The organism is Rhodopseudomonas palustris (assembly GCF_003591005.1).
In the GTDB taxonomy this organism is placed as follows: Bacteria; Pseudomonadota; Alphaproteobacteria; order Rhizobiales; family Xanthobacteraceae; genus Rhodopseudomonas; species Rhodopseudomonas palustris_K.
Genome location: NZ_QYYD01000002.1, coordinates 60068 through 73418 on the forward strand (window position 1 = coordinate 60068; position 13351 = coordinate 73418).

A 13351-nucleotide genomic window follows, 5' to 3' on the forward strand; every position below is an offset into this window, starting at 1 on the left:
CGGCCGATGACTGAATCGGCCACGATCCAGCCGGTGCCGACCTCCGAGGACGCCTTCCTTGGCGGGCGACTGCGGCTGCGGCAGCCGATCGCCGGCCATCGTGCCGGCCATGATGCCATCCTGCTGGCGGCGGCGACGGTTGCCCGGCCGGGCGACCGTGTGGTCGAATTCGGCGCCGGCGTCGGCGCCGCGGGCCTTGCGCTGGCCAGCCGGGTCGCCGGCCTCGATCTGGCGTTGGTCGAAATCGAGCCGCGTCTCGCCGCGCTGGCGGAGCTGAACGCGGCCGCCAACGGCTTTCCCGCCGAGGTGCTGGTGCTCGACGTCGCCGCTGGCGCCGCAGCCTACACGGCCGCCGGGCTTGTGCCGGACGACGCCGATGTCGTGCTGATGAACCCGCCATTCAATCATCCCGCCCGGCATCGCGGCTCGCCCGATGCGGCACGGCGGACCGCTCATGTCGCAAATCCGACCACGCTGGAGTGTTGGGTTCACGCCGCGCGGCGGACGCTGCGATCCGGCGGCGTGCTGAGTCTGATCTGGCGCGCCGATGGACTGGGCGAGGTGCTGGCGGCGCTCGGCCGCGGCTTCGGCGATATCGGTGTGATCCCGGTCTACGGCCGGCCGCAGGCGCCGGCGATCCGGGTTCTGGTGCAGGCGGTGAAGGGCAGCAGAGCGCCGCTGCAGATCCACCCGCCGCTGATGCTGAACGAGGCCGACGGACGCCCGACCGCGCAGGCAAAGAGCGTGCTGGATGGTGAGCAGATTTTGCCGGCGCCGGTCGGCCCGAACTAACTGATCGGCAAATACTGCAGCCCGGCGTGTGAACCTCGTCGGCAGGCAACTCCCGCCGGGACAACACGGCGCTGCGACACGATCACTAGGCGATGACTTTGGACGCGGCGCTGCGCGCTCTCGCCTGGAGCAAAATTATCCTAGTGCGGCAGCGTCTTGCGGTCGGGCGTCGCGGTGAAATGCACCGCCGCCAGGATCGCTCCGATCAGCAGCATGATTAGATAGATTTTCATGATCTTCTCCGCTGCGTCGCTGCAGCCAGCTTCCTATATGAACCCTGCATTGCAAAACGCGTTCCAGACCACGGCGAAATTCGACTATCGAATATGAGCAACATTAGGGTGACTGCATGAACGAACCGGCGGCTGATGGCCGCAGTCCTTCGGGGCTGCTGGGCATGCTCGGTAATCTCCTTCCCGCACGCTTTCGCTCGGACATTCCGGTAGTCCCGGTGGTGCGGCTGTCGGGCACCATCGGCGCGGTGACGCCGCTGCGGCCGGGCCTCAGTCTGGCGGGCGTCGCCAAGCTGCTCGACCGGGCGTTCTCCACCCGCAACGCCAAGGCGGTGGCGCTGGCGATCAATTCGCCGGGCGGCTCGCCGGTGCAGTCGCGGCTGATCTATCTGCGCATTCGCGCGCTGGCGGCCGAGAAGAAACTGCCGGTCTACGCGTTCGTCGAGGACGTCGCGGCGTCCGGCGGCTACATGATCGCGTGTGCGGCCGACGAGATCTATTGCGACCCGTCGTCGATCGTCGGCTCGATCGGCGTGGTCGGCGGCACCTTCGGCTTCACCGAACTGATCAAGAAGATCGGGGTGGAGCGGCGGCTGTACACCGCGGGCGAGCACAAGGCGCAGCTCGATCCGTTCCTGCCGGAAGATCCGGACGACGTCGCGCGGATCAAGGCGCTGCAGCGTGAGATCCACGCGCTGTTCATCTCGCTAGTGAAGGACAGCCGCGGCGCGCGGCTGAAGGGCGAAGAATCGAAGCTGTTCTCCGGCGAGTACTGGGCCGGCGCGACGTCGGTGGCGCTCGGCCTCAGCGACGCGATCGGCGACCTGCGTTCGGTGGTACGCGCGCGCTACGGCGACAAGGTGCGCACGCCGGTGATCGCGCCGCCGACCGGGTTGCTGTCGAACCTGATGCGCAAATCCTCGGGCGCCGGGACCGAGGTCGCGCTCGACGGCGTCGCCGCCTTGCCGGAGCAACTGATCTCGGCGCTGGAAGCCCGCGCGGTCTGGGCCAAATACGGCTTTTAGAAGGTGTTTGGCGCGCCGTTTCGCCCCGCCGGGCGGGATTGCGAGCCGGCAGCGAGTCAGCGAAACTGGCCTCGGGGCGTGACCTGAAGATGAGGATCGATCAATGCCGCCGCTGCTCGTACTCGCCGGGACGCTCGTGGGTATCGCTGCCGTGCGCTGGGCCTTCCGCACGGCCGGACGGATCAATCAGGAGCTCGACGAGGTGCGGACGGCGATCTTCGCCGAACCGCAACCGGCCGAAATTCCGACGCTGCGGCTGGATCCGGTGACCGGCGCGTATCGCCCCGGCTGAGCGCGCCTCGCCATCTAGCGGGCAATTCGGCGCCGGCCCCCGGGCGGGGCATCACCCGCAGGGCCGGCAGCAACCTTGGAGGTTGCGAAGGTTGCGGCGCGACGCGTTGGCCGCGCCGGAGCCGTCAATGCCGCCGGATCTGGCCGCCGAGCAGCGGCGCCACGGTGAGCGCCACCATCACGGCGCCAAGCATCTGAATTGTTGTCATTGAGCTCTCCCTTTCTTTCCCGCGCCCGGCCCCCCAGCCGGATGCGTCCCACCCCGGTATGGTTAGGTAGAGATTGCTAACGAAAGTTAATTGGCGTTAGGGACGTGCGGCACATGGTTAACCGCCGGTTAAGAGCGTAGCGCCGCCGCCGCTGGAGGCGCCTCAGGGCTTGATCTGGGCCGATCGCCTTGATTTGCCGGAGCCCTGTCGATACGGTCCGGCCGCTTTCCAAAAACCCTCGTGAATCCAAAGCCGATCATGGACTCGACGCCTCCTCACATGCGCCCGGAACGTTCCTTCCAGGGCCTGATCCTGACGCTGCAGCGGTTCTGGGCCGATTACGGCTGCGTGATCCTGCAGCCCTACGACATGGAGGTCGGCGCCGGCACCTTCCATCCGGCCACCACGCTGCGGGCGCTCGGCCCCAAGCGCTGGAACGCAGCTTACGTCCAGCCGTCGCGCCGCCCGAAAGACGGCCGCTATGGCGAGAACCCCAACCGGCTGCAGCACTACTACCAGTTCCAGGTGATCCTGAAGCCGTCGCCGCCGGACCTACAGGAGCTCTATCTGAAATCGCTGCAGGCGATCGGCGTCGACACCGCGCTGCACGACGTGCGCTTCGTCGAGGACGATTGGGAAAGCCCGACGCTGGGCGCCTGGGGGCTCGGCTGGGAGTGCTGGTGCGACGGCATGGAAGTCAGCCAGTTCACCTACTTCCAGCAGGTCGCCGGCGTCGAATGCGCGCCGGTCGCCGGTGAACTCACTTATGGCCTCGAGCGGCTGGCGATGTACGTCCAGGGTATCGACCGCGTCTACGACCTCAACTTCAACGGCCGAGACGGCGCCGACAAGGTCACCTATGGCGACGTCTTCCTGCAGGCCGAGAAGGAATACTCGAAGCACAATTTCGAGATCGCCGACACCGACATGCTGTTCGAGCAATTCAAGATGGCCGAAGCCGCCTGCAAGAAGTATCTCGAGGCCGGCTGGGTGATGTCGGCCGACGGCGCCAAGCGCGAAGCCCATGCCATGGCGCTGCCGGCCTACGACCAGTGCATCAAAGCCAGCCACGTCTTCAACCTGCTCGACGCCCGCGGCGTGATCTCGGTAACCGAACGCCAGAGCTACATCCTGCGCGTGCGTGAGCTCGCGAAGGCCTGCGGCGAGGCATGGTTGCATACGGAGGCGGGAAGGGCGGATTAGAGCGACTTTCTTCACCCTCCCCTGGAGGGGGAGGGTCGCCTGCCGAAGGCGGGCGGGGTGTACGATAACGAGGACGCCTCTGCTCCCCTCCCCCTTGCGGGGAGGGGTCGGGGGTGGGGGTCCACGGATGCTGAGTTCAATGTTCGGATCGCCAGCGATGACCAACGATCGCCAGCGTTACTTCGCGCACACGATGCGCCACAATCCGACCGATGCTGAGCGCGTGCTGTGGCAGCGCCTGCGGCACGATGTGATGCTGGCCAACTCGCACTTCCGCCGCCAGGCGGCGATTGGTCCGTTTATCGTCGACTTCGCCAGTCGTGGCGCCAGGCTGGTGATCGAACTCGACGGTGGTCAGCACGATCAGCAGCGCGACGCGGACCAGGCGCGTAGTCGCTTCATTGAAGCAGAGGGCTATCGCGTGCTTCGCTTCTGGAATCACGATGTCCTCGGCATTCTGGATGGTGTTCTCGCCGAGATTCAGTCCGCGTTGCCCCCCACCCCCGACCCCTCCCCGCAAGGGGGAGGGGAGCCAAAACCGCGCGCGCCGCGTAAGCCGCGCGGACGTCGTCGGGAGGCTCAGTGATTCTTGGTCTTCATGGACTCTGCCTTGGCGGAGTTGGCTCGTCTTTCCGGCACTGCCTCCTGCTCCCCTTCCCCTTGCGGGGAGGGGTCGGGGGTGGGGGTCCCCACGCACGGAATCCAATCTAAATGCCCGATCTCCTCCTCGAACTATTCTCCGAAGAAATCCCGGCGCGGATGCAGGCCAAGGCTGCTGATGATTTGAAGCGGCTGGTCACTGATAGGCTGGTCGGCGAAGGGCTCGTCTATGAAGGCGCCAAGGCGTTTGCGACGCCGCGGCGGCTCGCGCTGACGGTGCACGGCATTCCGGCGCGGCAGCCGGACCTCAAGGACGAGCGCAAGGGGCCGAAGGTCGGCGCGCCGGATGCGGCGGTGCAGGGCTTCCTCAAGGCCACCGGGCTCGGATCGCTCAATGAAGCCAAGATCCAGCGCGATCCGAAGAAGGGCGACTTCTACGTCGCGCTGATCGAGAAGCCGGGCCGGCCGGCGATCGAGGTGCTGGCCGAGATCCTGCCGGTGATCGTCCGCACCTTTCCGTGGCCGAAATCGATGCGCTGGGGCGAGCGATCGGCCAAGCCCGGCGCGCTGCAATGGGTGCGGCCGCTGCATTCGATCATCGCCACCTTCGGCATCGACACCGAGGAGCCGGACGTGGTGGCGTTCGACGTCAGCGGCATCAAGGCCGGGCAACTGACGCGCGGCCATCGCTTCATGGCGCCCGATGCGTTCGAAGTGCGCCGGTTCGAGGACTACGAGGCCAAGCTCGCCGCCGCCAAGGTCGTGCTCGATCCGCAGCGCCGCAAGGACATCATTTTGGCCGACGCCAAGACGCTGGCGCAGGCGCAGAACTACGCGCTGGTCGAGGACGCCGGCCTGCTCGACGAAGTCTCCGGCCTCGTCGAATGGCCGGTGCCGCTGATGGGCTCGTTCGACGAAGCCTTTTTGGCGATCCCCGACGAAGTGATCCGCGCCACCATCCGGGCCAACCAGAAGTGCTTCGTGGTCGCCGATCCGGCGACCGGCAAGCTCGCCAACAAATTCATCCTGACCGCCAACATCGAAGCCAGCGACGGCGGCGCCGCCATCACCGCCGGCAACGAGCGCGTCATCCGCGCGCGCCTCAGCGATGCGAAGTTTTTCTACGACACCGATCTGAAAACCCGGCTGGAAGACCGGCTGCCGAAGTTCAATCAGATCGTGTTTCATGAAAAGCTCGGGACGCAAGCCGAACGCATCGCGCGCATCGAACGCCTAGCTGCGGAGATCGCGCCGCTGGTCGGCGCGGATGTCGAGAAGGCCAAGCGTGCGGCGCGGCTGTGCAAGGCCGACTTGCTCACCGAAGTCGTCGGCGAATTCCCCGAGCTGCAGGGGCTGATGGGCAAGTACTACGCGCTGGCGCAAGGCGAAGACGCCAGCGTCGCCGCCGCCTGCGAGGAGCACTACAAGCCGCAAGGCCCGGCCGACCGCGTCCCGACCGACCCGGTCAGCATCGCGGTGGCGCTGGCCGACAAGCTCGACACGCTGGTCGGGTTCTGGGCGATCGACGAGAAGCCGACGGGGAGTAAGGACCCGTATGCGCTGCGAAGGGCGGCGCTGGGAGTGATCAGGCTGTTGCTGGATAACTCCCTGCGCCTGCGGTTGCTCGACTTGATAGCTGCACATTCGGCCGTCATGGCCGGGCTTGTCCCGGCCATCCACGCCTTGGCCAACGCCAAGAAAGGCGTGGATGCCCGCGACAAGCGCGGGCATGACGACGTCAGTGGCAGTCTCCTCTCTTTCTTCGCCGACCGCCTGAAAGTCCAACTCCGCGACCAGGGCGCCCGACACGATCTCGTCGATGCGGTGTTCGCGCTCGAGGGGCAGGACGACATCCTGATGATCGTCCGCCGCGTCGAGGCGCTCGCGGCGTTCCTTGCTACTGATGACGGCAAGAACCTGCTCGCCGGCACCAAACGCGCCGCCAATATTCTGCGCATCGAGGAGAAGAAGGACGGCCGCACGTTTGATGGTGCGCCGGATGCGTCGCTGTACACGCAGGACGAGGAGAAGGCGCTGGCCGCCGCGATCGATCGCGCCAAGGCGGAGGCTGGCGCGGCCGTCGCCAAGGAGGACTTCGCCGCGGCGATGACGGCGATGGCCGGGCTGCGTCCGGCGGTCGATGCGTTCTTCGACAAGGTCACGGTGAATGCCGACGACAAGGCCGTCCGCGAAAACCGGCTGAAGCTGCTCAACGAAATCCGCGCGGCGACGCGCGCGGTGGCAGATTTTTCGAAGATCCAGGACTAACGCCTCGGTCATTCGGGGCCCCGCGTAGCGGCGAGCCCGGAATCCATCATCACCGACGCTGGTGGTTGGGCACGGCAGGTCGGCGGCTGTGCGTAACCGCGCGTGCGGGGAGTCTGGAATCCGGGTTCACGAGCTTCGCTCGTGCCCCGGGATGACGCGAGGGTCTGGCTGGGGCTCTCGGAGCAGCATGGCGCGGCCCGCTGTTCTCCCCCGCCTTCATTGCCGGGCTTGACCCGGCAATCCATCCTCTTCGCAACGGCTTCTCAGGCGCGCTCACGCGCGCGATGGATGCGCGGGTCGAGCCCGCGCATGACGGTGGTTGATGGAGATGCCCATTGCCCCAAACCAGCGTGCGTAGTCGCCCGCCCCAGCAGTCCCCGCCATTTACGTTCCGTTAACCATGTCCTGAAAGGGTGGCGCTCGGTAAGGGTTCCTTAATTTCTTTGCGGACGGCGGGACGCGGCATGACGTCGATTTCCAACCAGGTGTCGGGCTACGCGCAATACGGCGCCTATGCGCGGACCGCAGGGGCGCAGTCTTCGTTGGCAAGCATCCTCAGCGGCACCAGTGACGACACGCTGCCGAGCGCCAGCAACGCGGCGACCAATTTGACGCTGTCGGCGCAGGCCAAGGCGCAACTCGCCAGCGCCACCGCCACCAAGGACTTCACCACCGTCATCAGCGACAGCCGCGCCGCGCTCGACAAGCTGTACAAGGCCGCAAATGTCAGCGCGCCGTACGATTCCAGCGGCAAGCCGACGATCGATCTGTCGTCGCTCGATCGCCGCGCGCTGTATGCGATCGCCTCGAACGCCGGCGGCAAGTTCAGCGACGCCGAGCAGACTCTCGCCGCGGTGACGCGGATCGCGGGCTTCAACGCGGCGCTGTCGCCGGCGACCCAGACCGCCAAGCTCACCGGCAACTACAATTCGGTCTACAAGGCGGCCGCCGACTATCTCGACGGCGCCAGCAGCGAGGAGAAGGCGACCGCAACCTGGCAGGCCGAGCGCGCCGCGGTCGGCAAGGGCATCACCGCGACGCAGGCCGATCCCAGCAAGATTCCGTCCGGCATCAGCAACGACCCGGTCGCCGCCTATCTGGCGCAGTATCCGTCGGGCAGCGCGATGCCGACGGAGGACTTCGCCAGCGTCGCCAAGTCGGCGCGCGCCGTGCTCGATGCGCAGGCCAAGGCCGCCTCGGCCGCCGGCAAGGAACTGGTGTACGATCCCGGCCGCAGGGTCGGCCAGCAGGCCGATCTCTCCGTGCTGAGCAACCGCGATCTGTCGGCGATCTCGCTCAACAAGGATAGCCTGTTCTCACTTGAAGAAACGACCGCGGCGAAGCGCGAACTCGACAGCCGCAACCGCGCCAGCATCCTCGGCGCGCTGAAGCAGAGCCAGACCTCCGGCAATCCGGCCGATTTCAGCCTCGGCCTGCTCAACGCCTATTCGGCGATGAGCGCCGAAGAGCGCACGGCGACCAACTGGACACCCGCGTTCCGCGATCATGCCGTGCAGAGCTACAAATCCACCACGACATTGCTGTCGCTGCTGAAGAGTAGTTGAGCCGAGCGCTGCGAAACACTCGGCGGACATCGCTGCGCTTTCCGTCATTGCGAGCGAAGCGAAGCAATCCAGCGCCGTGCACTGCGCTTCTGGATTGCTTCGTCGCTTCGCTCCTCGCAATGACGGCGTTGAAGGCCGCATTTCACACATCGAATTCCGGCCAGGCTGTGAGGCGCTCGCCCGCAGGTGAGCCGCGAAGGATGCGGCTGCGCGTGCGGCCTATCCCGACGCCTGCCACCAGCACATCCTCATGGGTAGGAGGCGCGCAGCGCCGTCTCGACCCGTGGGCAACGCGCACTGCATGGCCCATCCTTCGAGACGCCCGGCTTCGCCGGGCTCCTCAGGATGAGGACTCAGTGCTTGTGGGGCGCGCGAATGGCAGCAGTCGCGCAACGCGCGAACATGCATACAACTGAACCCCAGACAGACGAACCCCGCCCGGGCGGGGGACGGGGCGGGGTTCTCTGTCCGGTCGCAACAGATGCGCCCGAACTTCGTTCAGTGACGAGGTCATCGGCCTGAACGATTATGTTGCGCGGTCGCACCATGCGATCCGATCCGCGCAGTCATGGAGAAAATGCCGACCGCGCAGCGATGTTCCGCAAAATTTTGTCGCAGGCAGATTGAATCTGCGCCAACGGAGCCGAAGCAGGGAACGTCTGGCGTCATGGCGCTTGATGAGGGGCCGGTATCGCTCGCGCTGCCACGCCGGTTACACACCCCGATGCGATCCTTTGCGATTCGATCCCGCCTTCTTCACCCGGAGACCTGCCATGACCATCACCACTGCCAACATTCCCGCCATTGTCGCGCTGATCGCCGGCATCCTGATCCTCGTGATGCCGCGCCTGCTGAATATCGTGGTGGCGGTCTACCTGATCTGCATCGGGCTGATCGGCATGGGCGTGCTGCGCTTCTTCCGTCTTTAGTCGGGCGCGCCGAGGCCATGGGCTGGCCGCCTTGCTTGCATCTGCCGAAACGTGGTGTATAGCGGCCAAAATCCCACTCCTCTTGCGGACCGTTGACAGCCATGGCCAAAGCCGCTTCCAAGACCACGAAGACCGCCGCCAAAACCAAATCTTCGGCGGCGAAGTCTTCAGCCGCGAAGCCCTCCGCCGCCAGGGCGGCGACCTTGCGCGGCAAGCCGGCTGCCAAACCAGCCTCCAAGGTTGCTGCGAAGGCTGCGCCGAAGGCCGGGAAGGTCGCCAAGCCGGTGGCCAAAGCCGCGGCGAAGAGCGTCGCGCGTGGCAAGCCGGTGACGAAGCCGGCCGGCAAGGCCTCTGCCAAAACTTCGACAGCCAGGACGTCGACCGTCAAAGCGCCGGTGACCAAGGCCGCGACTGCCGCCTCCGCGCCGAAGGCCGGCAAGTGGGTCTACACCTTCGGCGACGGCAAGGCCGAAGGCCGCTCGGAGATGCGCAATCTGCTCGGCGGCAAGGGCGCCAATCTGGCCGAGATGGCCAATCTCGGCCTGCCGGTGCCGCCCGGCTTCACGATTCCGACCTCGGTCTGCACCTATTTCTACGCCAACGACAAAACCTATCCGAAGGAGCTGAAGGCCCAGGTCGAGCGCGCGCTCGAGCACGTCGGCAAGCTCACCGGCAAGAAGTTCGGCGATCCGGCGAATCCGCTGCTGGTGTCGGTCCGCTCCGGCGCCCGCGCGTCGATGCCGGGCATGATGGACACCGTCCTCAACCTCGGCCTCAACGACGAGACCGTCGAGGCGCTGGCGAGCAAGTCGGGCGACCGGCGATTCGCCTATGACAGCTATCGCCGTTTCATCACGATGTATTCGGACGTGGTGCTCGGTTTCGATCACCACCACTTCGAAGAAATTCTCGACAGCTACAAGGACGCCAAGGGCTACACGCTCGACACCGACCTCGACTCCGACGATTGGGAGCAGCTGGTCGGCCAGTACAAGGAAGCGGTGGCGCGCGAGACCGGTTCGGACTTCCCGCAGGATCCGAACGACCAGCTGTGGGGCGCGATCGGCGCGGTGTTCTCGTCGTGGATGAACGCGCGCGCGATGACCTATCGGCGCCTGCACGACATTCCGGAGTCATGGGGCACTGCCGTCAACGTCCAGGCGATGGTGTTCGGCAACATGGGTGAGACCTCGGCGACCGGCGTCGCTTTCACCCGCAATCCCTCGACCGGCGAGAGCCGGCTATACGGCGAATTCCTGATCAACGCCCAGGGCGAGGACGTCGTCGCCGGCATCCGCACCCCGCAGGACATCACCGAGCACGCCCGCCTCGAATCCGGCTCCGACAAGCCGTCGATGGAAGTGGCGATGCCGGACGCCTATCAGGAGCTGACGCGGATCTACACGCTGCTGGAAAAGCACTACCGTGACATGCAGGACATGGAGTTCACGGTCGAGCAGGGCAAGCTGTGGATGCTGCAGACCCGCGGCGGCAAGCGCACCGCCAAGGCGGCGCTGCGCATCGCCGTCGAGCTCGCCCATGAGGGCCTGATCAGCAAGCAGGACGCGGTGACCCGGATCGAGCCCGGCTCCCTCGACCAGTTGCTGCACCCGACCATCGACCCGCAGGCCAAGCGCGACGTCATCGCCACCGGCCTGCCGGCGTCGCCGGGCGCCGCCTCGGGCGAGATCGTATTCTCGTCGGACGAGGCCGCCAAGTTGCAGGCCGACGGCCGCAAGGTCATTCTGGTCCGGATCGAGACCAGCCCCGAAGACATCCACGGCATGCACGCCTCGGAAGGCATCCTCACCACCCGCGGCGGCATGACCTCGCACGCCGCCGTGGTGGCGCGCGGCATGGGCAAGCCCTGCGTGTCGGGCTGCGGCTCGATCCGCGTCGATTACGGCCGCGGCACCATGACGGTCGGCAACCGCACCTTCAAGACCGGCGACATCATCACCATCGACGGTGCGATCGGCCAGGTGCTGGCCGGCCGCATGCCGATGATCGAGCCGGAGCTGTCGGGCGACTTCAACACGCTGATGAGCTGGGCCGACGACGTCCGCGCCCTCAAGGTTCGCGTCAACGTCGACACCCCGGTCGACGCCCGCACCGCCATCAAGTTCGGCGCCGAAGGCATCGGCCTGTGCCGCACCGAGCACATGTTCTTCGAAGAGACCCGCATCCGCACCGTGCGCGAGATGATTCTGGCCGAAGACGAGCAGGCGCGCCGCGCCGCGCTCGCCAAGCTGCTGCCGATGCAGCGTGCCGACTTCGTCGAGCTGTTCGAGATCATGAAGGGCCTGCCGGTCACCATCCGGCTGCTCGATCCGCCGCTGCACGAGTTCCTGCCGCACAGTCACGCCGAGATCGAGGAAGTCGCCCGCGCGATGAACGCCGATCCGCGGCGGCTGGCCGATCGCGCCCGCGACCTCGCCGAGTTCAACCCGATGCTCGGCTTCCGCGGCTGCCGCCTGGCGATCGCCTACCCGGAGATCGCCGAGATGCAGGCCCGCGCCATCTTCGAGGCCGCGGTCGAGGCCGAGAAGCGCACCGGCGAGCAGGTCGGTCTCGAAGTGATGGTGCCGCTGATCGCGACACGCGCCGAGTTCGATCTGGTCAAGGCCCGCATCGACGCCACCGCGCATGCGGTCAACCGCGAGACCGGCGCCAAGCTGAAGTATCAGGTCGGCACCATGATCGAGCTGCCGCGCGCCTGCCTGATGGCCGGCGACGTCGCCGAGAGCGCCGAATTCTTCTCGTTCGGCACCAACGACCTGACCCAGACCACCTTCGGCATCAGCCGCGACGACGCCGCCAGCTTCCTCGGCACCTATATCGAGAAGGGCATCTTCGCGGTCGACCCGTTCGTCTCGGTGGACCGCGACGGCGTCGGCGAACTGGTCAAGATCGGCGTCGAACGCGGCCGCAAGACCCGCCCCGACCTCAAGCTAGGCATCTGCGGCGAACACGGCGGCGACCCGGCCTCGGTCGCGTTCTGCCACGAGGTCGGCCTCAACTACGTCTCCTGCTCGCCCTACCGCGTGCCAATCGCGCGGCTCGCTGCTGCGCAGGCGGCGCTGGGCAAGGCAATCGCCAGTCAGGCGTAAGAGCGACGGCAGCTAGCACTAGCAACGAACGCCAACGGCCGGGCCCACGCCCGGCCGTTCGCATTCTGGACGGCATGAGTGCCGATCATTGCGCACACCGCCTCACCCCGTCATTGCGAGGAGCGCAGCGACGAAGCAATCCAGCGCAGTGCACAGCGCTGGATTGCTTCGCTTCGCTCGCAATGACGGGGTGAGGTTGGTCGCCCGGTCCAGCCGGGCGATGACCGCGGGGGTGGGGGATGCATGGAATAACGACGCACACTTTCGCGCTTGCCTCGCCCCAAGCACGTCATTCCGGGGCGCTCGCGCAGCGAGCGAACCCGGAATCTCGATGGGTTCTGCGACGCCGGCGCCTCCAAAACTTCGGGATTCCGGGTTCGCGCGCTAAGGGCGCGCGCCCCGGAATGACGCCGGGTGGGGCGGGGGGCAGATGCAACTGGCGGGCTCCCAGCTTCCCCATCATTGCACGTCCTCTCCCCTGACCACGATGACCCTCCCCGTCATTGCGAGCGAAGCGAAGCAATCCAGCGCCGCGCGCAGTGGCTGGATTGCTTCGTCGCGGCGCTCCTCGCAATGACGGGGAGAGGCGGTGCTCGGCCGAAATGCCTAGACTGAGTCGCCGCCCTCCGGTCGTCCCCGCATCTTCCGCACTGCCGCGAAATATGCGATCCTTTGGGCCGTGACCCTGTTCCTCGCCATACGCCGGCTGCTCGCGGCCGTGATGGTTGCCGGCCTCGTGCTGGCGCCATTGGCGCGGCCTGCGATGGCTGGCGCGCCGATGGTGACGCATGGCATGTCGGTGCAGGCGTCGGCGGATCACAGCATGGCGGATCACGCCATGGCCGGCCACGATGCGACCGCCGCGACGGACGCGATGTCCGCGGCCGGCTTCGACGAAATTGCCGAGATGCCGTGCTGTCCGACCGAGGCGCCGAAAGCGCCGGCCGATTGCGGCAAGTGTCTGTCGATGGCGGGCTGCTCGGCCAGCTTCCTCACCGGCATGCCGGGAGGGATCGCCGTCCCGCTGCCCATTCGGACCAACGGCACCGCCCTCGCGAGCGCTGACTTCGCCCGCGACGGCCTGGGCCATCCGCCGCCCGAATATCCACCTCGATCGCTGGTCTGA

10 protein-coding genes are annotated in these 13351 nt (G+C 66.7%); all 10 read left to right on the forward strand.

Annotation, left to right across the window (positions count from 1 at the left end; genetic code table 11):
* Positions 1-6: 6 nt before the first annotated feature.
* The 10 genes from D4Q52_RS02210 to D4Q52_RS02255 all read left to right on the forward strand — a co-directional run bounded on the left by D4Q52_RS02210 (position 7) and on the right by D4Q52_RS02255 (position 13351).
* Positions 7-792 (forward strand): tRNA1(Val) (adenine(37)-N6)-methyltransferase, encoded by a 786-nt coding sequence (locus D4Q52_RS02210; protein WP_119854915.1) that lies wholly within the window; start codon positions 7-9, stop codon positions 790-792.
* 349 nt (positions 793-1141) lie between these two features.
* Positions 1142-2050 carry a S49 family peptidase gene (locus tag D4Q52_RS02215; protein ID WP_119854916.1) on the forward strand — a complete coding sequence of 303 codons (909 nt, stop codon included), beginning with the start codon at positions 1142-1144 and terminating at the stop codon, positions 2048-2050.
* A 103-nt stretch (positions 2051-2153) separates the two neighbouring features.
* Complete coding sequence (locus D4Q52_RS02220) at positions 2154-2342, forward strand: DUF4234 domain-containing protein (protein ID WP_119854917.1); 189 nt, start codon at positions 2154-2156, stop codon at positions 2340-2342.
* 466 nt (positions 2343-2808) lie between these two features.
* Positions 2809-3753 carry a glycine--tRNA ligase subunit alpha gene (locus D4Q52_RS02225; RefSeq protein ID WP_119854918.1) on the forward strand — a complete coding sequence of 315 codons (945 nt, stop codon included), beginning with the start codon at positions 2809-2811 and terminating at the stop codon, positions 3751-3753.
* A gap of 157 nt (positions 3754-3910) precedes the next feature.
* Positions 3911-4339 carry an endonuclease domain-containing protein gene (locus tag D4Q52_RS02230; RefSeq protein WP_119854919.1) on the forward strand — a complete coding sequence of 143 codons (429 nt, stop codon included), beginning with the start codon at positions 3911-3913 and terminating at the stop codon, positions 4337-4339.
* Positions 4340-4464: 125 nt separating this feature from the next.
* Positions 4465-6621, forward strand: a complete 2157-nt coding sequence (gene glyS, locus D4Q52_RS02235; RefSeq protein WP_119854920.1) for a glycine--tRNA ligase subunit beta — start codon at positions 4465-4467, stop codon at positions 6619-6621.
* A 464-nt stretch (positions 6622-7085) separates the two neighbouring features.
* Positions 7086-8186 carry a hypothetical protein gene (locus D4Q52_RS02240; protein WP_119854921.1) on the forward strand — a complete coding sequence of 367 codons (1101 nt, stop codon included), beginning with the start codon at positions 7086-7088 and terminating at the stop codon, positions 8184-8186.
* Positions 8187-8959: 773 nt separating this feature from the next.
* Positions 8960-9115: a DUF3096 domain-containing protein gene (locus D4Q52_RS02245; protein ID WP_119854922.1), complete on the forward strand. Its 156-nt coding sequence runs from the start codon at positions 8960-8962 to the stop codon at positions 9113-9115.
* A gap of 101 nt (positions 9116-9216) precedes the next feature.
* Positions 9217-12225 (forward strand): pyruvate, phosphate dikinase, encoded by a 3009-nt coding sequence (gene ppdK, locus D4Q52_RS02250; protein ID WP_182915205.1) that lies wholly within the window; start codon positions 9217-9219, stop codon positions 12223-12225.
* Positions 12226-12904: 679 nt separating this feature from the next.
* On the forward strand, positions 12905-13351 hold the full coding sequence (locus tag D4Q52_RS02255; protein ID WP_119854924.1) for a hypothetical protein: 447 nt from the start codon (positions 12905-12907) through the stop codon (positions 13349-13351).